The 22,753-nt window shown below is 41.3% G+C and carries 26 protein-coding genes; 13 read left to right on the top strand and 13 right to left on the bottom strand.

What is annotated here, in order from left to right; all coding sequences use genetic code 11:
* Positions 1–110: 110 nt before the first annotated feature.
* On the top strand, positions 111–629 hold the full coding sequence (locus QSJ46_RS17090; protein ID WP_024425275.1) for a type 1 glutamine amidotransferase domain-containing protein: 519 nt from the start codon (positions 111–113) through the stop codon (positions 627–629).
* Positions 630–736: 107 nt separating this feature from the next.
* Here QSJ46_RS17090 and QSJ46_RS17085 read toward each other — a convergent pair whose 3' ends face one another.
* Both QSJ46_RS17085 and QSJ46_RS17080 read right to left on the bottom strand, forming a co-directional pair.
* Positions 737–952 (bottom strand): DUF1128 domain-containing protein, encoded by a 216-nt coding sequence (locus QSJ46_RS17085; RefSeq protein WP_003214000.1) that lies wholly within the window; start codon positions 950–952, stop codon positions 737–739.
* Between the two features lie 77 nt (positions 953–1,029).
* Positions 1,030–2,385, bottom strand: a complete 1,356-nt coding sequence (locus QSJ46_RS17080; protein ID WP_285605079.1) for an alanine/glycine:cation symporter family protein — start codon at positions 2,383–2,385, stop codon at positions 1,030–1,032.
* A 173-nt stretch (positions 2,386–2,558) separates the two neighbouring features.
* Here QSJ46_RS17080 and QSJ46_RS17075 point away from each other — a divergent pair, with 173 nt between their 5' ends.
* The 3 genes from QSJ46_RS17075 to QSJ46_RS17065 are packed head-to-tail and all read left to right on the top strand — an operon-like array spanning position 2,559 to position 4,219.
* Positions 2,559–3,029, top strand: a complete 471-nt coding sequence (locus tag QSJ46_RS17075) for a low molecular weight protein-tyrosine-phosphatase (RefSeq protein ID WP_024425850.1) — start codon at positions 2,559–2,561, stop codon at positions 3,027–3,029.
* A gap of 20 nt (positions 3,030–3,049) precedes the next feature.
* Complete coding sequence (locus tag QSJ46_RS17070) at positions 3,050–3,373, top strand: YtxH domain-containing protein (protein ID WP_285605078.1); 324 nt, start codon at positions 3,050–3,052, stop codon at positions 3,371–3,373.
* 27 nt (positions 3,374–3,400) lie between these two features.
* The gene (locus QSJ46_RS17065; RefSeq protein WP_039177150.1) at positions 3,401–4,219 is read left to right on the top strand and encodes a YihY/virulence factor BrkB family protein; all 819 of its coding nucleotides are present in this window, start codon (positions 3,401–3,403) and stop codon (positions 4,217–4,219) included.
* A 205-nt stretch (positions 4,220–4,424) separates the two neighbouring features.
* Here the strand turns inward: QSJ46_RS17065 and QSJ46_RS17060 are convergent, their stop codons facing one another.
* Both QSJ46_RS17060 and QSJ46_RS17055 read right to left on the bottom strand, forming a co-directional pair.
* Positions 4,425–4,931, bottom strand: coding sequence for a GNAT family N-acetyltransferase (locus QSJ46_RS17060; protein ID WP_285605077.1), 507 nt, complete (start codon positions 4,929–4,931; stop codon positions 4,425–4,427).
* Between the two features lie 15 nt (positions 4,932–4,946).
* Positions 4,947–6,110 carry an MFS transporter gene (locus QSJ46_RS17055; protein WP_041087254.1) on the bottom strand — a complete coding sequence of 388 codons (1,164 nt, stop codon included), beginning with the start codon at positions 6,108–6,110 and terminating at the stop codon, positions 4,947–4,949.
* 75 nt (positions 6,111–6,185) lie between these two features.
* Between QSJ46_RS17055 and QSJ46_RS17050 the strand changes: the two genes are divergently transcribed.
* The 3 genes from QSJ46_RS17050 to QSJ46_RS17040 all read left to right on the top strand — a co-directional run bounded on the left by QSJ46_RS17050 (position 6,186) and on the right by QSJ46_RS17040 (position 8,546).
* A complete protein-coding gene (locus QSJ46_RS17050; RefSeq protein WP_285605076.1) occupies positions 6,186–6,563 on the top strand; it encodes an OsmC family protein in 378 nt (125 codons plus the stop codon).
* 65 nt (positions 6,564–6,628) lie between these two features.
* Positions 6,629–7,696 carry a calcium/proton exchanger gene (gene cax / locus QSJ46_RS17045; protein WP_107164086.1) on the top strand — a complete coding sequence of 356 codons (1,068 nt, stop codon included), beginning with the start codon at positions 6,629–6,631 and terminating at the stop codon, positions 7,694–7,696.
* A gap of 67 nt (positions 7,697–7,763) precedes the next feature.
* Positions 7,764–8,546: a YfkD famly protein gene (locus tag QSJ46_RS17040; RefSeq protein WP_039177159.1), complete on the top strand. Its 783-nt coding sequence runs from the start codon at positions 7,764–7,766 to the stop codon at positions 8,544–8,546.
* A 354-nt stretch (positions 8,547–8,900) separates the two neighbouring features.
* On the opposite strand, the gene QSJ46_RS17035 is transcribed toward QSJ46_RS17040, so the two are convergent.
* The 4 genes from QSJ46_RS17035 to yfkAB form a co-directional block, all read right to left on the bottom strand.
* Positions 8,901–9,620 carry a YebC/PmpR family DNA-binding transcriptional regulator gene (locus tag QSJ46_RS17035; protein ID WP_003218036.1) on the bottom strand — a complete coding sequence of 240 codons (720 nt, stop codon included), beginning with the start codon at positions 9,618–9,620 and terminating at the stop codon, positions 8,901–8,903.
* 131 nt (positions 9,621–9,751) lie between these two features.
* Entirely contained in the window at positions 9,752–10,153 is a 402-nt protein-coding gene (locus QSJ46_RS17030; RefSeq protein ID WP_212040516.1) for a nuclear transport factor 2 family protein, read from the bottom strand.
* Between the two features lie 99 nt (positions 10,154–10,252).
* Complete coding sequence (locus QSJ46_RS17025) at positions 10,253–11,089, bottom strand: mechanosensitive ion channel family protein (RefSeq protein ID WP_039177163.1); 837 nt, start codon at positions 11,087–11,089, stop codon at positions 10,253–10,255.
* Between the two features lie 7 nt (positions 11,090–11,096).
* On the bottom strand, positions 11,097–12,218 hold the full coding sequence (gene yfkAB, locus QSJ46_RS17020; protein WP_285605075.1) for a radical SAM/CxCxxxxC motif protein YfkAB: 1,122 nt from the start codon (positions 12,216–12,218) through the stop codon (positions 11,097–11,099).
* Positions 12,219–12,364: 146 nt separating this feature from the next.
* Between yfkAB and QSJ46_RS17015 the strand changes: the two genes are divergently transcribed.
* Both QSJ46_RS17015 and pdaA read left to right on the top strand, forming a co-directional pair.
* Positions 12,365–12,556 (top strand): SE1561 family protein, encoded by a 192-nt coding sequence (locus QSJ46_RS17015; protein WP_012009274.1) that lies wholly within the window; start codon positions 12,365–12,367, stop codon positions 12,554–12,556.
* Positions 12,557–12,670: 114 nt separating this feature from the next.
* On the top strand, positions 12,671–13,450 hold the full coding sequence (gene pdaA, locus QSJ46_RS17010; protein WP_372556296.1) for a delta-lactam-biosynthetic de-N-acetylase: 780 nt from the start codon (positions 12,671–12,673) through the stop codon (positions 13,448–13,450).
* A 34-nt stretch (positions 13,451–13,484) separates the two neighbouring features.
* Here the strand turns inward: pdaA and QSJ46_RS17005 are convergent, their stop codons facing one another.
* From QSJ46_RS17005 to QSJ46_RS16995, 3 genes are all read right to left on the bottom strand, one after another.
* Positions 13,485–13,979, bottom strand: coding sequence for a DUF2716 domain-containing protein (locus tag QSJ46_RS17005; protein WP_285605074.1), 495 nt, complete (start codon positions 13,977–13,979; stop codon positions 13,485–13,487).
* 33 nt (positions 13,980–14,012) lie between these two features.
* Positions 14,013–14,972, bottom strand: a complete 960-nt coding sequence (gene corA, locus QSJ46_RS17000) for a magnesium/cobalt transporter CorA (RefSeq protein ID WP_048240108.1) — start codon at positions 14,970–14,972, stop codon at positions 14,013–14,015.
* A 131-nt stretch (positions 14,973–15,103) separates the two neighbouring features.
* Positions 15,104–15,616, bottom strand: a complete 513-nt coding sequence (locus tag QSJ46_RS16995) for a hypothetical protein (protein ID WP_041087271.1) — start codon at positions 15,614–15,616, stop codon at positions 15,104–15,106.
* Between the two features lie 434 nt (positions 15,617–16,050).
* Here QSJ46_RS16995 and QSJ46_RS16990 point away from each other — a divergent pair, with 434 nt between their 5' ends.
* The 4 genes from QSJ46_RS16990 to QSJ46_RS16975 all read left to right on the top strand — a co-directional run bounded on the left by QSJ46_RS16990 (position 16,051) and on the right by QSJ46_RS16975 (position 20,172).
* Positions 16,051–16,920 carry a DNA-3-methyladenine glycosylase family protein gene (locus QSJ46_RS16990; protein ID WP_107164083.1) on the top strand — a complete coding sequence of 290 codons (870 nt, stop codon included), beginning with the start codon at positions 16,051–16,053 and terminating at the stop codon, positions 16,918–16,920.
* Positions 16,921–17,022: 102 nt separating this feature from the next.
* Positions 17,023–18,408 carry a 23S rRNA (uracil(1939)-C(5))-methyltransferase RlmD gene (gene rlmD, locus QSJ46_RS16985; RefSeq protein WP_285605073.1) on the top strand — a complete coding sequence of 462 codons (1,386 nt, stop codon included), beginning with the start codon at positions 17,023–17,025 and terminating at the stop codon, positions 18,406–18,408.
* Between the two features lie 441 nt (positions 18,409–18,849).
* The gene (locus QSJ46_RS16980; protein WP_483298742.1) at positions 18,850–19,611 is read left to right on the top strand and encodes a methyltransferase domain-containing protein; all 762 of its coding nucleotides are present in this window, start codon (positions 18,850–18,852) and stop codon (positions 19,609–19,611) included.
* Positions 19,612–19,758: 147 nt separating this feature from the next.
* Complete coding sequence (locus QSJ46_RS16975) at positions 19,759–20,172, top strand: DUF6508 domain-containing protein (RefSeq protein ID WP_285605071.1); 414 nt, start codon at positions 19,759–19,761, stop codon at positions 20,170–20,172.
* 29 nt (positions 20,173–20,201) lie between these two features.
* Here QSJ46_RS16975 and QSJ46_RS16970 read toward each other — a convergent pair whose 3' ends face one another.
* Together QSJ46_RS16970 and QSJ46_RS16965 are read right to left on the bottom strand one after the other, a co-directional pair.
* The gene (locus QSJ46_RS16970) at positions 20,202–21,086 is read right to left on the bottom strand and encodes a LysR family transcriptional regulator (RefSeq protein ID WP_285605070.1); all 885 of its coding nucleotides are present in this window, start codon (positions 21,084–21,086) and stop codon (positions 20,202–20,204) included.
* Between the two features lie 210 nt (positions 21,087–21,296).
* Positions 21,297–22,727, bottom strand: coding sequence for a 6-phospho-beta-glucosidase (locus QSJ46_RS16965; protein ID WP_285605069.1), 1,431 nt, complete (start codon positions 22,725–22,727; stop codon positions 21,297–21,299).
* Positions 22,728–22,753 lie beyond the last annotated feature (26 nt).

The raw sequence follows: 22,753 nt of genomic DNA, 5'->3' as shown, positions 1-22,753 counted from the left end.
AATGCTTATTTTTATCATAAGGGGTTTTCTGATCGGGATAGGATGTTTGATTTCAATGTACCCGGGTATAGTGTGTAGTGTAAACGATAATCAAGCAGGAGGGTTTCTACATGGGTAAGAAAATTGCAGTTGTATTAACAGATTACTTTGAGGATGTTGAATTCACCGAGCCTGCAAAAGCCTTTAAAGATGCAGGCCATGAGATCACAGTCATTGAAAACGAAAAAGGAAAAACAGTGAAAGGGAAGCAAGGAGAAGCAGAAGTGAGAGTGGATGCGTCCATTGATAACGTGAAGCCTGAAGACTTCGATGCACTGCTGATTCCTGGCGGATTCTCACCAGACATTCTTCGTGCAGATGATCGCTATGTCCAATTCACAAGAGCATTTATGGACGAGAAAAAACCAGTATTTGCGATCTGTCACGGACCGCAATTGCTTATTACAGCGAAGACACTGGAAGGCAGAGGCGCGACTGGCTATACATCCATTCAAGTAGATATGGAAAACGCAGGCGCAAAATTCAAAGATGAAGAAGTAGTCGTTTGTCAGGATCAGCTTGTGACAAGCCGTACACCTGATGACATTCCAGCATTTAACCGTGAATCTTTAAAACTGCTCGCAAAATAAGCAGTTTTGACAGGATAAACAAAGCCAGCACCTTGCGGGGTGCTGGCTTTTTCTGTGCATGGATGTAAGAAAGCGGCGAAAACCGCAATCCAGATTCCTTTGCACGATTATTTTCTTAAGTTTTTTAGCTCGCTTGCGATGGCTTGCATTTCACTTGGGCTGAATGAAGATTTTTTCATCACCATTTGGTGTAGAAATTCAATATCTTCGTACTTGTCTGGACTGAAGTCCTCGGCTTTGATGACTCCAATGTTCAGCATATTTAACTTTTGCGAAATGTCTTCAATCAGCTGATTGACTTCAGCCGCTTTTTGCTCTGACAAGGGCGGCACGTCCTTTCCTGCATATGTGTTGAATAACATGTCTATTTTAACAGAAATGCAAAAGAATAAAAGGGCTATTAAGACGACACGGAGATGTTTTTCTCCTTTTTCTCCTGTTTGATCTTATCAATGATTCGTTTAGATTCAAACACGACAACTCCTGATAAACCGATGAGGCCGATTAAGTTCGGAACAGCCATCAGTCCGTTTAGCATATCCGCCACGCCCCAGACGAAATCATTCTTAAACACGGCACCGAAAAAGACAGCAATAACAAACACAACACGATAATACATCACATACGAATCTTTTGCCAAATATGTAAAGCATTTTTCACCATAATAGGACCAGCCAATAATGGTGGAATAAGCGAATAAAAGTAAGCCGATTGCAACAATGATTGAGCCGATTGGTCCAAGGAAATGAGCAAAGGATAACGAGGTGAGTGCATCACTTTTTTCTGTGACGTACATATCGGCCATGACAATTGTGATCCCTGTAATAGAACAAACAATCATCGTATCAATAAATACTTGCGTCATTGACACAAGCGCTTGACGAGCAGGCATATCTGTTTTGGCAGCAGCAGCAGCGATTGGTGCAGAACCAAGACCTGCTTCATTGGAAAATACCCCTCTCGCCACACCCCAGCGGATTACGGTACCGATCGCGCCGCCTGCAACGGCTTGACCTGTAAATGCATCCGTAAAAATGAGCCCGACTGCACTTGGGACAAGATCCGCATTCATGACAAGAATGATCAGCCCGCAAATGACGTAGAATAAAGCCATGACTGGTACAAAAATAGCCGTCACCCGGCCAATGCTTTTAATCCCGCCTAAAATCACGAGCGCAGTAAAGGCCGTAATAATAATGCCTGTGATCCATGTTGGAATCTGAAAGGTTGAATTCATGACACCAGAAATCGAATTTGACTGCACGAGATTCCCAATTCCAAAGGCAGCCGTAGCACCAAAAATAGCAAACAGCACCCCTAGCCATTTTTGCTTCAAGCCATGCTCCAAATAGTACATCGGCCCGCCGGACATTTCACCTTTTTCATTTTTGACACGGTATTTCACTGCGAGAACAGCTTCAGCATATTTTGTCGCCATTCCAAAGAACGCTGCAAACCACATCCAAAACACAGCGCCTGGTCCGCCGGCAATGACAGCAGAGGCGACCCCTACAATATTTCCCGTTCCAACCGTTGCAGCAAGAGCTGTCATTAATGCTTGGAAGTGAGAAATATCACCTTCTGATGTCTTGTCTTGCTTTGAAAATGCAAGCCTCAGCGAATAGGGGAGCAGCCTAATTTGAATGAAGAGTACGCGAAAGGTAAGGTAAATTCCAGTCCCCACGATCAAAAACAAAAGCGCCGGTCCCCATAATACATCATTGATATTGCTGACAATCTGTTCTACCCATCCCATATGTATCCCCCTTTATTTGTGCAATTCTCCTAAAGTGTCCCCTTTTTTTGTATAATGTGTCAATGCCGATGGGAGTTTTTCTTGCAAAGTTTTCAAAAGAAAAAGGGCTTGATATGATAGAGAAAAGGTTTTCGAAAGCAGCTCTTAGGGAAAAGATAGGAGGAGAATGAAGGATGATTCATGTATTATTCGTATGTCTTGGCAATATTTGCAGATCACCGATGGCGGAGGCCATGTTTAGAAAACGAGTAGAAGATGAGGGACTAAGCGAACACTTTGTCATTGATTCAGCAGGCATTGGCGGCTGGCATCAAGGAAGTCCTCCGCATGAAGGAACACGAAAACTGCTTGATGAAAAAGGGATCAGCTATGAAGGGATGTCCGCAAGACAAATCATAGATGAGGACATCACAGCATACGACTATATCATTGCGATGGATGCTGAAAATGTAGGGGCACTTCGCAGTATAGCCGGTTATGGGAAACATCACTTTATTGGCCGTCTTCTTGACTTTGTTGAAGACGATGATCGAGATGATGTGCCAGACCCTTATTACACTGGAAACTTTGAGGAAGTACATGATTTAATTGAAACAGGAATCGATCGTTTTTTGACGTATGTAAAGAAAGAGAAACACCTTTAACTGAAAGGAGATCAGACGAGATGGAAGAGAAAAATCAAATCATGCTTCGAGGAGCTGTGATAGGAGCAGCTTGCGGCGCACTGCTGACATTATTTCATCGGCCAACGAGAATTGCGCTTAAAGACAAATGGGATGACTGTCAGGAAAAGCTGGCGGAATACCGTCAGGAGCCAGCCAGAATTTCTGCTTGCGTGAAAGAAAAAATGGAAGAAACGAAGCAGCTGATGCGAACAGTCTCAGGTGATTTGTCATTTTTAAATGAACAAGTCAATCAGTTAAAGGAAACAACCCCAAAAGTATTAGAGATTATTGAAGAAACAAAGGATCACTTTCGATCGAAATAGAAAGATTGATCATTGGAGATGAGGCGTATGGGTTTTATTAAAGCGTTAATTGAACGCTTTTTGCTGCATGAAGGACCAGCAAAATCTGCTGAGCTTGCTTACTTCTTTTTGCTTTCATTATTTCCGTTTCTCATCTTCGTGCTGACACTCGTTGGATATTTGCCGCTGACGTCGAAGGATGTCCTGAGCGTCATTTCTGGTTATGCGCCAGAAGGAGCGCTTTCAATGATTGAATCCATCGCCGAAGAGACACTGAACAGCCGCAACGGCGGATTGCTGTCATTCGGGATTATTGCCGCCCTTTGGTCTGCATCTAACGGGATTAATGCCGTCGTCAGAGCATTTAACCATGCTTACGAAGTTGAGGAAAATCGTTCCTTCATTCTCGTACGTTTAACATCAATCATCTTAACTATAGCGATGGTTCTTACGATTATTTTTGCCTTAATGCTGCCTGTCTTTGGAAAAGAACTTGGCTTATTTGTCGCTAAATTAGTTGGGCAGTCAGATGCCTTTCTCACCATTTGGACGGCCATGAGGTGGATCATTAGCCCGCTGATTTTATTGATTGTGTTTACAGCCTTGTACTATTTCGCCCCAAACATCAGACTGAAATTGAAATTTGTTCTGCCAGGCGCCATTTTTGCATCGATTGGATGGATTTTGGTGAGTATGCTGTTCTCATTTTACGTAGGTGAGTTTGCTAATTACAGCGCGATGTACGGAAGTATTGGGGGAATCATTATTTTAATGATCTGGTTTTATTTAACCGGCATCATGATTATCCTTGGCGGCGAGCTCAATGCGCTTTTACATAAGCGTAAAATCGTACCAGGCAAGGTGTGAAGAAATCTGGGCATCCTAAAGAAGAACGAACATGTTCAATCTTGATGGATGGGGGAATCACATATGTCCAAACAATCGAAAAAAGGCGGAAGCAACACGAAACAAAACAAAGGCCATCAGCCAAAGCACAAAACAAGCGGCAGTGCGAACGGGCAAAATGGTTATCATTAAATGAAAAAAACTCCTCTGCGATGCGGGGGAGTTTTTATTTCGACAATCGTATATACCGCTTAAGGATAAAAGCTGTATCAGGTTTTGACTGGTAATGAGGATCAAGCTGAAACCCTGCGTTTATCGCTACACGTTCACTTCTGACATGGCCAACAGGACAAAAAATTTCAAATCCATCGACTTTAGGAGCAAAGGTATCTGTCATATATTTCACGATGGTTGTCACAATGCCTTGTCCTTGCGCGTCTTCATCAATCCAATAACCGATATTGCCTACTTGTTGATCAAACGTCAGACGGAACACACCGATTAATTGCTCGTTCAGCTGAATGCCAGCTTCCAACCCTTTTTGTTCATTGTAGGTGGTTTGAGTTGATTGAATAAACGTTTTTACCGCTTCTATGCTTTTGCAGTGATGAACCCAAGGCAGCCACTCCCCTAAATGAGCCTTATTTTTTTGAATAAGGGTAAATAGTGTGTCCGCATCATCTATTTGTAGAGATGCCAAAGTCAACTCATTTGTGATGTTATAGGTAAACAACGATTGACCCTCCATTTAGTGACTTTCCACCACTGCCGTCGTTCTCCCAAACCGAACGCAGCAAAAGACAAATAATATCACGATACTGACAAGATAAAGTAAATTCATTCCTTCAAACGTTTGCACAAAGAATCCTCCGAGTACCGGCCCGAGAATACTGCCGGCACTAAACGCCATCCCGCACATCAAATTCCCGGCGGGAAGCAGATGCTTTGGCAATAAGTCGGTCATATAACTGATGCCAAGTGAGAAGGTAGAGCCTACAGCCATTCCGGCGATAAAGAAACAAATGGCCACAGCCAAAACGGATTGAATAAATATTCCTGCTAAAAGGAAAAAGAATGATCCAGCGAGTGTCACACATAAAATGATGCGGCGTCTGCCAAACCGGTCACTGAGCATCCCAAGAGGAAGCTGAAAGACAATGCTCCCAATGGCAAACGCAGGTAAAATAAACGCAACTGCATCTACTGTCACACCGCTTCTTAGCGCATATACAGGGAAGTTACTATTAAGCGTCGTTTCTAAAAATCCATAGCAAAATGGCATCATAAAGGCGACCCAGCCAAATTGAAAGGCCTTTTTGAAGCGCTTCAAACTGTTTGTCTGCTCTGACGTTTGCACTTCGCCTGTATCTGGATATGTATTTTTTAAAACAAACACAAGCAGCCAAATACATAAACTAACGGCACCAGAAACAATAAAAGGCAAAGCTGGATTGATCTCAATGAGCGGCGTTAAAAAAGGGCCGGCGGCAAAACCGAGTCCAAACGATAATCCATACAGTGAAATGTTTCTTCCGCGATTTCTCGAGGATGAAGCATAGGTCACCCACGTCTGTGTAGAGAAATGCAGCATATGGTCACCAATCCCGATCATAAGCCGGAGGAAGAACCAGACGACATAAGATTCAAAAAACACAAAGCTAAACAAGCTTAAAAAGACAGCGGCGCCTCCAATGACGATTAACGGCTTAAATCCAAACCGGCGAAGCGGTGCTTCCATAAAAGGAGACGCAAGCAGTACTCCGAGATATAAGCCTGTGGCATGCAGTCCATTTAACGTAGGAGAAGTACCGGCATGTTCGAAAATAATGGAAATGACAGGAAGTAATGCACCCTGTGAAAAACCAGACACGGATACAAGTAAAATTAAAATCATAAAGTGAATTCTCGACATAAGATGCTCCTTACAAGTTCATATTTTCATCGTACAATGGAACCATAGGGGTTTCAATAGAAAGGTGGAAAAGGAATGAAGCTGACATACGAAAAGGATCATTGGATCGCACATAATGAGGACAGGCAGCTGCCTATTTCAGGAACAGAAGAAATGGGGTACCGTCCATCTCAATTGTTCACCTCAGCCATCGCAGGCTGCTTTGGAGAAATGCTCATTCATGTGTGCCGTAAAAAGCGAATATCCTATGAAGGGCTGACGATCACACCTGAAACGACAAGGGCAGGAGCTGTAAACAAGATTTCCTGCATTCATTTACATATCTTATTTGAAGATATTAATACATCTGCTGAACAAATCGATAAAGTGATCACCCTTGCATTGAAGCATTGCTCTATGGTGCAGTCCGTGAAAGGAAGTATTGATATCACCTTCTCACACGCGCGAATCTAAAATGTATATGATGCCGGCACTCACGAAAGAATAACAGTCAGACATATGTAAAGGAGAATGGCTGTATGAATCGTTTATTTCTTGTAATTGTCGCAATCGGTGTTCCGCTATCGGTACTTGGCAGTTTTCTTCATTTCCCGCAGGTCGTCATGTTTGCCGTTTATTGTATCGCCATTATTGGTCTTGCTAGTTTTATGGGAAGAGCCACAGAAAGTCTTGCCATCATTGCGGGGCCCAGAATTGGCGGACTTTTAAACGCTACATTTGGAAATGCGGTGGAGTTAATCATTTCGTTTTTTGCTTTAAAGCAAGGATTGACGGCCATCGTACTTGCATCATTAACAGGATCGGTTATCGGAAATTTACTGCTTGTGGCTGGCTTGTCTTTTTTCGTTGGCGGATTAAAATATAAGCGTCAAGTATTTAATGTCCATGATGCAAGGCACAATTCAGGCTTGCTCATGTTTGCCATTATTGTAGCGTTTGTCATTCCAGAAGTGTTTTCGATGGAGATGGCAGAGAATAAACAGTTTGTTTTAAGCATTGGGATCAGCATTGTGATGATTTTGCTTTATGTCGCGGCGCTCTATTTCAAACTGGTCAGCCACCGCGGGGTGTATGTTGCCAAGCAGGAGAGCATGGAAGGCGAAGCAGAGACGGAAGAAGAAACACCTGAATGGTCTGGAAAGTTTGCCACTGTCATTTTGATGCTTTCGACAATCGCAGTTGCGTACATTTCAGAGCGTCTTGTTCATACATTTGATACGGTAGGAGAACAATTTGGCTGGAGTGAGCTGTTTATCGGTGTCATTATTGTGGCCATCGTCGGCAACGCAGCAGAACATGCTTCAGCTGTCATCATGGCGTATAAAAACAAAATGGATGTAGCAGTAGAAATCGCCTTTGGCTCCACACTTCAGGTTGCCATGATGGTTGCGCCGATTCTTGTCATCAGCTCGCTATTTTTTGATAAGCAGATGCCGCTCATTTTCTCCTTGCCAGAGCTCATTGCGATGGCATCCTCTGTGCTGCTCACGGTCATTTTATCAAATGATGGTGATACAAATTGGTTTGAAGGCGCCACATTACTCGCTGCCTATTTTATTATGGCAATTGGATTTTTCCTTTTATAATCTTTTGTGGATAAGGGACGTCTTTCGGGAAAATACTATGGAAAAATGAATGAGAAAGAGTGATGATATGAAAAAGATGCCCCGCATCATGTTTGTTGTTCTCTTATCCTTAAGTTTTCTATACAGCTTTCCAGCGGAGGCGGCAAAGCCATTTAAAGTGCCATCCTCTGTCGCAAGTATTTCAAAGGAGAATACGTATCCGAACGCGTCACAGGATCAGCCGCTGCTCCAGCCGAGCGAGCTGACGGCTGAATTGTTCAAAACAACAAGTGTCCCGATTGAGAATACTCATTTGATTAAAATGCTGAATGAATCCAGCATCTCAGGGACGCCATTAGCAGTTGGATACCGCGCGACCATTTTCCTCGGGAGATGGGCGCTGAGCTATGATTCAAACGAAACAGTCGCCAATTGGGAATACAAAAAAGTGAACACGAATCACATTGATAATAGAGGCGGAAACAAAACAGCCATCGGCAAATACGTTCAAAAGCAGCAAGTGAAAGTAAGCGGCGGACTCACAGCAAAAGTGCCAAGCCCAGAAGATGTGAAAACATTGATGATGCAAAAAGCGATTCAAAAAACAAAGCTGCCCCTCGCGTTTGACACTGTAATTGGTGCAGGAACAAAACGAGATCAGTCTTACCATGTCTCTCCAAAAAAAGCAGCATCGCTTCATGCCTATGCACCAGCGATTAACGAAAAAGGTAAGGTTACTTACGGAGAAGTGTACCTTGTGCTAAAAGGAAATAAACGCAAACTCGTCGTAAAAAACGTGACTTCGCAAGGAATCGGCGCTTGGATACCTGTTCAGGATCACCTGACGTTTGGGTTTCAAGGGATGAATTAAAACAGTCATCTCCTCTTATCAACAGAGGAGATGACTGTTTTTTGCTAATAGGGTTTCTCTTTTTTTCTTTTTAGTTCATTTTTGTAAAAGTCAAAGGCGTTATATAAATACCAAATGATAAAAAGAAAGAAGATAACTTTAGTCAATATCGGTAAGTCGTTGAAAATAAGATATAGGCCAAAATAAGGGATGATCATAAATCCATAATAAGAAAACCACCATGTTTTAAAAATGAAACTCATCTCCTTGAAAATTGTATACATTAACATATTATACACATATTACATTTTTTGAGGAAATAAAAAAGCCATAGTAGAAGTTGAATGAACTCAACGACTACTATGGCTAAGTTTTTTATTCCCCTAAATCCACATTATGATAAACCTGCTGCACGTCTTCAAGCTCTTCTAAAACATCGATCAGCTTTTCAAATTGTGCCTTAGATTCATCATCTAATGTCACTTCGTTTTGCGGTAGCATTGTGATTTCAGCGACAGTGAATTCTTCAACACCCGCTTGTTTGAATGCTTCTTGTACTTGATGGAATTGATCTGGTTCAGCGTACACAATCACCGTTTCATCTTCTTCCATGATGTCACGTACATCAACATCTGCTTCCATTAGAAGCTCAAGTGTTTCTTCTTCACTTTTTCCTTCGACACCGATGACAGCTGTTTGGTCAAACATGTAAGCAACAGAGCCGCTTACGCCCATGTTTCCGCCGTTTTTCCCAAATGCTGCTCGAACATCTGAAGCTGTCCGGTTCACGTTATTGGTGAGGGCATCAACGATGACCATTGATCCGTTTGGACCAAATCCTTCGTAGCGCAACTCATCGAAGTTCTCTTCCGCACCGCCTTTGGCTTTTTCAATGGCACGGTCCACAATATGTTTTGGGACACTATATGTTTTTGCACGTTCTAGGACAAAACGAAGTGCTTGGTTTGATTCTGGGTTTGGCTCACCTTGTTTGGCTGCCACATAGATTTCACGCCCGAATTTTGCGTAAATACGACTTGTACTGGCATCCTTTGATGCTTTCTTTTCTTTAATGTTGTTCCACTTACGACCCATCTTATTCACTCTCTTTCACTTAGAAAATACACAGTATGAGGGTCCCCATGCTGCATGAAATCATTCTGCTATCTATTATACATGAATCAGTCAAGAGGATAGAAGTAAGAGGGCTGAAATGAAGAGAATTGTTAGCTAATGTGCCCCAGCTGTTCAAGCATTTCATGTTTTTCGTGAGCCCGAGTCAGCTCGTCGCACCGAATGATCCTGCCATCTGATAAAGTGAAAAGAGCTGTGACATCTATTAAACCCCCGTCTCCGCTTGCGAGGTCAACATGTACCGTGTAACGAAAACACGCTTGCTGCATTTCTTCATCAAATAACACATCATGAAAGGCGGGGATCGCAAGCTGTGTTGTCATTTCTTTTAATGTGGATAGATGCTTTTTAAACTCATTAAGCGTGGAAACCTTCCCATCGGTCACTTGCTGATAGTCAGGAGAAAAATAAGCCTCCACCTTTTTTGTATCGAACTTGGTTAACACCTCTTGATACATCTCCTTGATGAAAGAAATCGCTTCTGTTTTTGTCATTCCATACATCCTCTCTATTATTAACTGGTTAACTAAATAACATTATAATTAACCGGTTAACAAAATACAAATAAAAAAATAACCCCATATAGAATGAGGTTATTTTGCAGGCTGGGGATAAGCGAGATCCTCAAGCAATTTGACATCATGCTGATGAAGTTGCTTGATCATTTCTTTTCGCACAGCGAGAGCGGCTTCGAAGTATTTTTCGTCTTCGACCATTCCCTTAACTGTGATTTCAATCCCGCGATTCAGCTTATTCAAGCCCATAATTCCATGAACCTGAAAGGGTTCAATGGCGTTTTGGAATTCATCTTTTTTAAGAAAATCATGATGCATTTGATTTAAATTGTCACATGCTGATTCAAGCGCTTGGAAGGCGATATCTGGGTTTTGATTCGCGCTAATTAACACAGATTCCGTAATCCTCATATATTGCATGTTATAGTTTTGGATTTGCCGGATATCTCCGTTAGAAATGGTTAACAGCTTGCCGCTCCATTCTCTAATTTGCAGAGAGCGGAGACCAATCTCTTCAATGGTTCCATTAAAGAGGTTATTCACCGTCACATAATCCCCTTTATGAATCTGGCGTTCATAGATGAGAAAAATGCCTGCTAAAATATCACGAATGAGCGTCTGGGCACCAAAACCGATGACGATCCCAGCAACACCAGCACCCGCAAGAATTTTCCCAAAGTCATGAAAGAAAAGAGAAATGACATAGAGCACAAAGCAAATCGAAGCGGTGTATTTCGTGACCGATTTGACCAAGCTCTCGATCGTTTTCTTCTTTTTATCCTCTATAAACTCAGTTCGTTTAAAGAAAATTTGAAGGGCTTTGTTGATCATAAAGACAGCAAGCCAAAGAACGAGCCCAACAAGGAGAATTTCAATGTATTTATTTTTGACCACTGTCAGAAATGTATCGTCCATCTATCGGTTACCCCCTGGCTGTTCGAGAAGTAAAATCAACATCTTGATAATAGCTGTTTTTCACTAGAACATTCGGACCGAGGCACTGCACGCTTGGGCAATGACAATTCAGCTCTTTTGCTAATTTCGTGTCCATCCAGCGTGTATAGGCTGATTGCAATGTATCAGTTGCAATGTTTCCAAGCGGCGGTGTATCGCCAAAGTCTGTCACAATAATATTCCCATCAAAAATATTCACATTCAACCGCGAACGGCCGTCAGGGTCATTTCGTACTGTGACATTTTTCTCCTGGCGCAATCGATTAAGGAGACGCTGGTCTTCTTCATCTGTGCTGCATGAATAAAATGGCAGGGTGCCAAACAGCATCCATGTGTTTTGATCACGAATATCAAGCAGCTGATGAATCGCATCCCGCATTTGCGGAAGCGTCAATGATTCAAGGGCGCTGGCGAAATCACTTGGGTACATCGGGTGAACTTCGTGGCGCTGGCATTTCATTTCCTCGACGATCTGCCGGTGGATGTGCTCAATATATGGAAGCGTGCGCTTATTCAGCATGGTCTCAGCGGATACGGTTACGCCTGCTTTGACAAGTGCCTGACTATTTTCAATCATGCGGTTAAATAATTTCCCGCGCTGCTCAAAGGTTGGTTTACGGTCCATCATGGCAAAACCGACTGTTGCAAACTCTTCAACAGTGCCCCAGTTATGTGAAATGTGAAGGACATCTAAGTATGGAATAATTTCTTCATAGCGCGCCAAATCAAGGGTTAAATTTGAATTGATCTGTGTACGCACGCCGCGTTCGTGGGCATACTTTAATAAAGGGACGACATATTCCCGTACAGATTTAATAGAAAGCATAGGCTCACCGCCTGTAATACTGAGTGAGCGCAGGAGCGGAACTTCATCTAAACGGCGAAGTAACAAATCTATCGGCAGCGCATTCGGGTCTTTAGGCTGTAAGGTATAGCCGACCGCACAATGCTCACATCTCATGTTACACAATGTTGTAGTTGTAAATTCAATATTTGTCAGCTTCATTTCTCCGTAATCCTGCACATCGAGATAGGCTTCCCAAGGGTCGTATGCAGGTGTGATCGGACGAAGTGCTGTTTTTTGGTTCATGGTATCTATCTCCTTTTCATTCGGGCAAACGTAGACCCGCCAACAGTTAATTTTAAGCCTCATCACGGTTATACGCAAGAGGGACACAATTGATTTACAAGGGAAAAAAAGATAAGCTATAAACAAACGCTAAAGGGAGTGTATCGATGGGCAAGGCAGCAGACAGCAAAGAGCAGCAGGTTGATTATTTAAAGAACCGATTAGATATGTTTATGAATGTGATTGATTCATTAGATCCCGAATCAACAGACGTTGAGGATATAGACAGACTGATCCAGATGATTGACGACCTGGAAGCGAAATATGAACGGTTTAAAAATGATTGGAAGGAAGAATAGCTCGCGCAGTGCGGGCTTTTTTTCTTTAAATTGGCAGGTGAATCGGTGTATGAGTCTCGGTCTTATTCTGCACAATAGAAGAAAAACCGGGAAGTGACGTAAATGAAAAAATTCATGCTGATCTGTTTATGTGCGCTTTTTGTTTCCATACCTTTTTCAGAAGTAGGAGCCGTGTCTAATAAGCCCATCCACTGGGGATTTGCGAAAAGCAAAGAGCACAGGCCGCCGGATGCGGGCAAAGAATTGACGGCACTCTTAAAAAAGTATGATGCCTTCTATTTAGGCAATACGAAAAAGAAAGAGATTTATTTCACCTTCGACAACGGCTATGAAAATGGGTACACACCCAAGATCTTAGACGTGCTGAAAAAACATCAAGTACCAGGCACCTTTTTTGTGACAGGTCATTTTGTAAAGGACCAGCCCGGGCTTGTCAAACGTATGGCAGAAGAAGGTCATATCATTGGCAACCATTCCTATCATCATCCAGATTTAACAACAAAAAGTACGAAAGAAATCAAAGAAGAACTGGACCGTGTCAATGAAGCTGTGTACAAAATCACAGGAAAACAAGATAACCTCTACCTTCGTCCGCCGCGCGGTGTGTTCAGTGAAAGGGTACTAAAAGAAACAAAACAGCTCGGCTACCAAACTGTTTTCTGGTCAGTAGCGTTTGTAGACTGGCATATCCATCATCAAAAAGGAAAACAGTATGCTTATGATCAAATGATGAAGCAGGCGCACCCAGGTGCCATTTACTTACTTCATACCGTCTCAAGAGACAATGCAGAAGCGCTGGATGATGCTATCACCGCTCTGAAAAAACAAGGATATTCCTTTAAAAGCCTAGACGATCTCATGCTTGAAAAAGTATGGCATCTGCCTCAGCTATAGAAAAAAGCCTGCAGAAGATCTGCAGGCTTTTTGATTATCCTTCTCTGATTTTACGCTGAAACAAAAGAGGGTGATGACGTGAAAAAGAGTCAATCAAGCCCTCGCCGAAAATTGTGATGCTTTGCTCCCAAGGATGTCCTAGCAGGCCCCAATCCATTTCTTTTGATAAAAAGAAATAGTAATCCCCATTAGGGAGAACAGGAACTTTCCATTCTCCAAATTCATCTTTTTCAAACAAGCCATATGGTGTGATCCAGTAGCATTCGTGCTGCCAATCAAGTGCCAGCATATACTCGTCTGTTCCGGTGATATTCTCTTGAAAAGAGAGCAGTGCCTTTTTTTCAAGATCTTCATCTGCATGTAGAAGAGAAGAGTCCTCAAAATACGCAGAGATGTCATATGTGATGTAAGGAGAGGGTGCTTGAAAAGCGGGAAAGCGAGAGATGCTTGGTTTAAATTTGAACTCTCGCGCAAAAGTCTTCCAGGCGAATTTTAATTCATTGTCTTTCAGTGGAATCCAGTTTTCCATATTATTTTCCTCCCAAGCACTTCTCTCAAAACATTATTTAAAAATCCTAAACCACCCTTTATGTTTAAACCACAAAAGCATACCCGAAACGAGCAGACCCATGAAAATCAGCACGCCAAAATAGCCGTATTTCCAATGTAATTCAGGCATGTTGTCAAAGTTCATTCCGTACACCCCAACAATAAAGGTCAGTGGAATAAAAATGGTCGACACAATGGTTAATGTCATCATAATGGCATTCATCCGGTTGGAATTCAGCGTCTGATAGCTGTCTCGTAAATCCGCTGTCATGTCCCGGTTCGACTCAACGATCTCTGTGAGCTTCAAAAGATGATCGTAAATATCATTAAAATACGCTTGGCGGTTTGTATCGCTTTTCATCGTATTTGTGTTCACAATACGATATAAAAGGTCCCTCATTGGGATAATCGTTCTTCGCAGTTTGAGCAAATCGGATCGGATTCCGAATACTTCGTTCATCAACGTGCCATACGTTTTATGACCTTCTTCATCCTCAATTTCATTCAGCCTGTCCTCTATTTGATAAATAATAGGGAAATAATCATCAACAAGCTGATCAATCAGCATGTAGGCAATATGCTCAGGTCCGCTGTTTCTTTCTTTATCAGACCCCTTGAGCTTTCGAATGACACGATCAATGTATGGCGCTTCCTTTAAATGAAAGGTCACGATATAGTTTTCACCAACAAACAGATCAACTTCCTCAGAACGCAACGTTTTTTGATTAAGGGCATGCAGCACGAAAAATAAATACCCCTCATAAAAATCAAGCTTCGGCCGCTGCAAATAATGGAAGCAATCCTCAATCGCAAGCGGATGGAACTGAAAATATTCCTTCAAAAGCGCTGCTTCCTTTTCCGTTGGTGCATGAAAATCAATCCAATACCAGGCGATTTCGGGGCTTGAAAGCTGCTGCATTGTTGCATGTTCAATCAAGTCGCCGTTTTTTGTCACTGCAAGTTTTCTCAGCATGTGCACCCCTCCAGACTTGCATTATATCATGAAGCAGCACTGGTGAACTTATACGTTTTCTACATAAAAAAGCCGATCTCAGAAAGAGATCGGTTAAATGTGCGTGTATGATTGATGGATAAAACCGAGAATTAAGGACGATGGAACGTAACGAATTTATCTTGACGGTCAAACCAGCCTCTAAACGCCCAGTTATCCCAGCCGCCATCGCCGTTGTTTTTAAATGTACCACTTTCGAATACCCAAATTCCGTAAACAACATTACCAAGATTAGCAGTAGCGAAAGTTTTGACGCCGTTAAAACGGTCTTCGTAGTTCTGGCTTAGGTTAAAGACCATGACATTATATCTGCCGCCAGCAGCGTAGAATGTGCTTTCCATGACGCTTTTCACGAATCCAGAACGGTTTGCATTTGCATTTACTGCGTTTACAATGGCATTGGCAATCCCAAGAACATCAAAGTTTACGTTAACATTAGGGCTAGCCGTAGTGCCAGCTTTACCTTCAGCAGCTTTATTTAATACAGTTTGCTGAAGTGTAGTAGAAACAGGTGCTGAAGTTTTTGGCTCAGCAGCGTCAGCGAATAATGGCAGTGTCGAAGAAACAGCAGTGGCAAGTGCAACAGAAAGAATGGTTTTTTTCATTGGTCGGATCTCCTTTGTTTTTTAATTTTGGGTCTTCTTTTTTGTAAAATGTGAAACTAGGTGAAGCCGGTTATCAATGAGGTAAATATGTTCCTGCAAGATAAAACAAATGATTGCCTAATCCGCTAATTCCTTTGTTCACCTCCTTGATATGTCATAATTATACAAATATATTCAGGGAGGAAGATATCACCCAGAGGTTCTATTTCTAATTTAAGGAAAATGATCCTAAAATGTTGAAGATTGCTGTCGAATGTTAGCTGAATTCGACTAAAAACTTTCGTCTATCCAAAAGGAGAATGACCACAAATAAGGAAGATATAACTGATAAATTCTTGTACTCTTTATGTTTAAAAGTATTCAATCTAGAGAATCATTCATGCAAAATGAAACAATCACATCTGCGTATATTGGCAGAAAGGAAGAGGACATGTATGTGGGAAAAACAGCTGGTGGTAGAGCCGCCGTATCATTTCGATCAAGTGCTTAGACGCTTATCAAGTGATCCATTAAAAGCAGTCGATTTGAGTCAAAGAGAAATCAAAGTGCCGATCAGATTAGAGCAAAAACCGTACGTGGTCATCGTTCAAGCTACTGGAACAAAAGATGCGCCTATGTTCCGGGTGCGATCAAACGGCCCAGAGGAACCCCTTCTTTCTGAGGTGAAACGGATATTTGGCATGGAGCATCAATTACACATGATTCAAGACCACTTTTCTCAAACCAATCTAGCACCCATTTTTGAGCAGCATATCGGAACGCCGCTCATGCTGGATTTTCATTTATATCATTGTTTCATGAAATGCATCATTCATCAGCAGCTGAATCTTTCGTTTGCTTACGAGCTCACGAAACGATTTGTCCATACGTACGGTGAGCAAATAGAAGGTGTATGGTTTGATCCTTTACCAGAAACCATTGCCTCTCTTGAAACAGATGATTTGAGAAAGCTTCAATTTAGTCAGCGAAAAGCAGAATATGTCATCGATGTATCGAAACGAATTGTGAGCGGCTCACTTTGTTTAGAAGAATTACACGACTTATCTGATCTGGAGGTAGAAGAGCGTCTGCTTCCGATTAGAGGGATTGGACCTTGGACGGTTCAAAATGTGCTCATGAATGGGCTTGGAAGACCAAATCTTTTTCCAATGGCAGATATCGGCATTCAAAATGCAATCAAACGGCACTTCGATCTGCCTGAAAAGCCGACAAAAGAAGAGATGGTAGCGCTAAGCAAGGAATGGACCCCATATTTAAGCTACGCTTCTTTATATTTATGGAGAAGCATTGAGACAGATAAATAAATGAAAGGCATTTTCTCTCTTTGTCCAAGACGTGATATACTAAGGAGATGGAATAAAATGAAGACAACCTATCAATGGTTTAAATAGAACGGAGAGAATAAAGTGAAAGAAAAACAGCAAGGTGCCCTTTTGCAAAAGGGACAGCAGTTCCCGCTTACCATTAAACGCCTTGGCATTAATGGTGAAGGCGTCGGTTATTTTAAAAAGCAAGTGGTCTTTGTCCCAGGCGCGCTTCCAGGTGAGGAAGTGGTGGTTGAAGCAACGAATGTCCAAGCAAAATATGCCGAAGGCACAGTAAGGAAAGTGCGAAAGCGCTCCGAGCATCGAGTCAAACCGCCATGCCCAGTATACGAAGAGTGCGGCGGCTGTCAGCTTCAGCATTTGGCGTATGAGCAGCAGCTAAATGAAAAGCGTGATATTGTCATTCAATCAATGGAGCGCCATACAAAGCTATCGGTTGAAAAGCTTGATATTAGGCCAACGATCGGTATGGAAGACCCGTGGCATTACCGAAACAAAAGTCAGCTCCAAGTAGGACGTTCTCACAGCGGAGACATCATTGCAGGACTTTATGGACTGAATTCTCATAAGCTTGTACCGATCAAGGAATGTATCGTGCAGCATCCAAAAACAAACAAAACAACGGGCGTTGTCCGCAAAATTTTAGAGAAATTCGGCGTATCGGTCTACAATGAACGAACAAGAAAAGGCGACGTACGTTCGATTGTCGTGCGTGTCGGCTTTGAAACAGGGGAAGTACAGGTCGTTCTTGTCACATCAAAACCTGAATTTCCAAAGAAAAAAGAAATTGCCGAAGCCATTCAAAAACGTCTGCCTGAAGTGACGTCCATTATGCATAATATCAATGGCGAAAAAACATCAGTCATCTTCGGCCATAAAACATCTCACCTAGCTGGCAATATGGTCATCCAAGAATTTTTAGGAGACGTCTCTTTCGAACTAAGTGCACGTGCTTTCTTCCAATTGAATCCGAAGCAGACGCTAAAGCTTTACGATGAAGCGAAAAAAGCGGCCAAACTGACTGGTAAAGAAAAGGTCGTCGATGCGTATTGCGGCGTTGGAACAATTGGGATGTGGCTCTCAGATGGCGCAAAAGAAGTAAGAGGAATGGATGTCATCAAAGAATCAATTGATGATGCGAAGAAAAATGCCAAAAAACACGGCATGAAAAACGCGACCTATGTGACAGGAACAGCTGAAAATTGGCTGCCAAAATGGGTCAAAGAAGGCTTCCGTCCTGACGTCATCGTCGTCGACCCGCCAAGAACAGGCTGCGAGCGCACCTTCTTAGACACCGTCAAACAAGTCAAACCAAAACGCTTTGTCTACGTCTCTTGCAACCCATCCACACTAGCAAAAGACCTTGAATACATGTCAAAAGACTACAAAATCGAATACATGCAGCCAGTTGATATGTTCCCGCATACGGCTCATGTGGAATGTGTAGTGTCTTTATCTCTTAAATAAAAAGGGAATGACAGCTATGATCGACCAAAATGCATTCAAACGATTCCAACTATATATGGACCCACAGCAGACGAAATTGGTGGACCGAAAACAGCAATAGAAAAGGCAGTAACTAAATGAAAAAACCCTTCCAACAGGAGGGGTTTTACTTTAACTAACAATCTATTTTTTCCTAAGCTCTTTTTTCGTATTCTCTTCTATCATTGTACCTAGACCTCTATAATGAGACATCCATCATGAACTCTCGATTCTCAAACAAAATCATGTCTTACTCAAATATCAGTTGAATGAATTTTGAAATGAATGTCAAAAATCAAGATTCTTACAGGGAGTTATTGAATATGAGACTAAAAGAACATGAAATATAACAACTTTATATATTCGTAAGAGGCCCACCTATTATTTAATCATTAAAACTGCAAAATGATAATTGGAGGGATTATGATGAATGACAAACAGTTTTCTTCATTTATAAAACAAGCAGATGAACCTTTTGTTGGGTGGGATTTCTCATTCATATCTGAAACTGGAAGAATGAAAAGTGAGTTGCTTTCATGGTCATATGGTAGTATAGCTACTTCTCTTGTTCAAAGTGCAAAATCAATGCTGGACATGGGAACAGGTGGTGGAGAGTTTTTATCAAAATTAAGACCTTTTCCAACATCAGTTTATGCTACAGAAGGTTACTTACCTAATGTACCTGTCGCAAAAGAACGATTAACCCCTTTAGGAGTAAAGGTAGTTCAAATTTCTAATGATGGAAATCTTCCGTTTGAGACTGGAAAATTTGATCTTATCATCAATCAACATGAGTCATTTTCATCTAAAGAGGTGAGAAGAATTATCTCGAAAGAAGGTATTTTTCTAACTCAACAAGTCGGTGGACTCGATTGCATAGAGATTAATGAGAATCTAAGGGTACCAATAAATGAAGAATTTATTGATTGGAACTTAAAGCTAGCTTTAAAAGAGATACAGGAGAATCATTTTGAGGTGTTGAAAAGTGCTGAAGAGTTCCCCATTCTAAGATTTTATGATATCGGAGCATTGGTGTATTATCTAAAAGCAATTCCTTGGCAAGTGCCAGGTTTTGAAATAAGTAATTTCAAGGATGAATTATACACCATTCATAAAACCATTGAACAAAAGGGTTATTTTGACGCAAAACAACACCGATTTATGATTTTAGCTAAAGCAATTTAGTTGGAAATGGAGCCTTCGATCTATTTGAAGGCTCCAGCTTAATTCTGAACTAATGTCATTCCTGTATGCACGATATATGGCCTGAAAATGTTTCCTTTTATTATTGTCGGACTTGAAAGCATTCTAAAAAAATAGAGGAGGATAACGATGAGTCAATTTGAGATTCTGACAAAATACATACCGAAGCTTCAGGAGGATCATATCGGAGAATGGGTGATCGATCAAGAAAATGATGGAACAGCTGAACGCCCAATCCAGATGCCCTTTGTGAATTATTCCGAAACGGTCCAACGCTTTATTGAAGATGTCTATACCTTTGCAGAACAGCATCAAGAAATGGAACTTACCCACTATAGAGAAATCCTCAAAGAAAATGGCATTGAATGGGGAACGAACGATATGGAGCATGTGGACATTTCAAATTTAAATGCGCAGTGTGTACTTGCTCTCATCATGGGGGCTTTGAGAGCTGAGCGATTTAGTGAGGGAGCCATATTCAATTTCTTTAAAAGTGGAGCGATCTTAAAATGGCTTGAAAGATTGAAAAACCTAGATGTATGAAATCTAGGTTTTTTGTTTTTGATACGAGATCACGAGCATGTGAATTGCTCCGCTTCTTGACGAAATAGATCAAGCAGCAGCTGCTTGGTATTTTCCAGAGAGAGATGGGGGTCTTTATGAGTTAAGATTCCTATCGGGATAAAAGGGTCCTCCATTTCAATTGGAACTTTCACAAACTCGTCTGACAATGGGGTAGAGGAAAGGACGACTCCGACAGAGGGAAATTCCTTTAGAAATGATGGAATGGCTGAAATCTGGCTGATGGTATAAGTGAAGGGCTCCACATTTATTCTTGAAAGTTCCTTTTGTAACTTCATGTGATATAAACAACTTTCCCCGCCTATGATCAAAGGCTGTTCATAAAGGTCCTTGATGAATGAAATCGCTCCAACTTGATCTGCCCGCTGTTTTGCGATAATAAAAGACATTTCCTCCTTGTACAACTCCTCAAACGGAAGTGTGTTCATCACAGGTTCCCCTGCAATAGCAAAATCGATCTCCCCCTGGAGGAGCTGCTTGTGAAGGAAATCTGTATTACCGATGATAAAGTGGCATGTGATATTCGGTTTTTGCTTTCTGAATGTTTGAAGGACGGAAGGAAGAATAGAGACAGCGATAGGTTCGATGACGCCTATTTTCAAAGTTCCGATTTCTTCTTTTTTAAATTGTTGAGATTCATCTAATACAAAGTTCCAATGGAAAATCAGCTGATCAATCTCTTTGGCAAACAATTGCCCTGAAGGGGTTAATTTAACTTCCCAACCTCTTACAAATAATTGAAACCCTAACTCTTTTTCTAATCGTTTGATCTGATTCGTTATGGTCGACTGTGCATAATTCAATTTTTGAGCAGCTTTTGAGAAGGTCCCTTCCTGAATCACGGCTTGAAAAGCTTTTAATTCTTTTAAGTCCATTTTTAATCTCCATTCGAATGATGAATATTATTTTATATATTATTTAATTATACAAAATAAGTTCACCTTCATCTTTATAATTGCCTCGTTTCCTAATCGGGAGGAGGATATAGAGAAAAAAGGCAAAACCCTCCTTTTTCCAAGGTAATGGGTTTTGCCTGATGTACTCATGTTGTATACGCTCACTCTAAACATTCTATCTTAATTACTCTAATCTAAATCAGCACCGTTAGAGTTAATCACCTTTTTGTACCAATAAAATGATTTTTTACGATAACGATTTAAAGATCCTTTTCCATGATCATCTTTGTCTACATAAATGAAGCCATATCGTTTTTTCATTTGACCTGTGGACGAGCTAATAAGGTCAATTGGCCCCCAACTTGTATATCCCATTAAATCAACACCATCCTCGATGGCCTCTCTCATCTCAGCAAGGTGCTGCTTTAAATAGTTAATTCTGTAATCATCGTTAATCACATTGTCCTTCTCAACCTGATCAACTGCGCCTAAACCATTTTCGACAACAAATAGCGGTTTATTATATCGATCAAATAATTGATTTAAAGCATATCTTAACCCTTTAGAATCAATTTGCCATCCCCACTCTGATACTGGCACATATGGGTTTGTCACTCCTCCAAAAATATTTCCCGCCGCTTCTTCAGAGTGTTTTGGATCTGCACTATAAGTAGTGCTGCTGTAATAGCTTAAAGCGATGTAATCCACTGTGTTCTGTTCTAGAAGCTCTTTATCGCCTTGCAACATCTCTATTTCTATATTGTGCTCTTTGAAAAAGCGTTTCATAAAGTAAGGATACTGTCCTTTCACTTGAACATCTCCAAAGAAGAAAGTGACTCTGTTTTGTTCCATGACTTTTATAGAATCTTCTGGTTTGGATGTATAAGGATAGGTAGCCAATCCTGCTATCATACAACCTATCTCTGCATCTGGAATAATGTTTCTAATGGCTTTTACAGCAAGAGCACTTGCAATAAACTGATGGTGCGCTGCTTGATAAATAACCTGTTTTTTATTTTCTCCTTTATGAATGACTATACCTCCGCCTAAATATGGAACGTGTGCAATCATATTGATTTCATTAAAAGTCAGCCAATGCTTTACTTTATCTTTGTATCTTTCGAATAATGTAATCGCGTATTTTTCATAAAACTGTACTAACTGACGATTTCTCCACCCGCCATATTTTTTCAGCAGATGAAATGGCATCTCAAAGTGTGAAATCGTGACGATTGGCTCTATTCCGTGTTTCAGTAACTCATCAAATACATTGTCGTAGAACTGGAGCCCCTCTTCGTTTGGAAGAGAATCATCACCATTTGGAAAGATTCTGGACCAAGCGATGGAAAGTCTAAAACATTTAAAACCCATTTCAGCAAATAAAGCGATGTCCTCTTTATAGCGATGATAAAAATCAATCGCTTGATGAGTAGGATAATATTGATTTTCCTGCAGGTTAATATCTGTAATGATTCCATCATAAAACTTAAATCTTTCTGGAGCAGGAGGCAAAACGTCTGCAGTAGATAAACCTTTTCCACCTTCATTATAGGCACCTTCAACTTGATTGGCGGAGACAGCTCCACCCCATAAAAAACCTTCTGGAAATTCTTTTTTCATGATTATTCCTCCAATAAAGGATGTTA

Origin of the sequence: Bacillus sp. YKCMOAS1 (genome assembly GCF_030268125.1) — a bacterium.
Taxonomy (GTDB): Bacteria; Bacillota; Bacilli; order Bacillales; family Bacillaceae; genus Bacillus; species Bacillus safensis.
The sequence above is the reverse complement of the archived record's forward strand: the minus strand, read 5'-3'. Positions and strand labels throughout refer to the sequence as shown.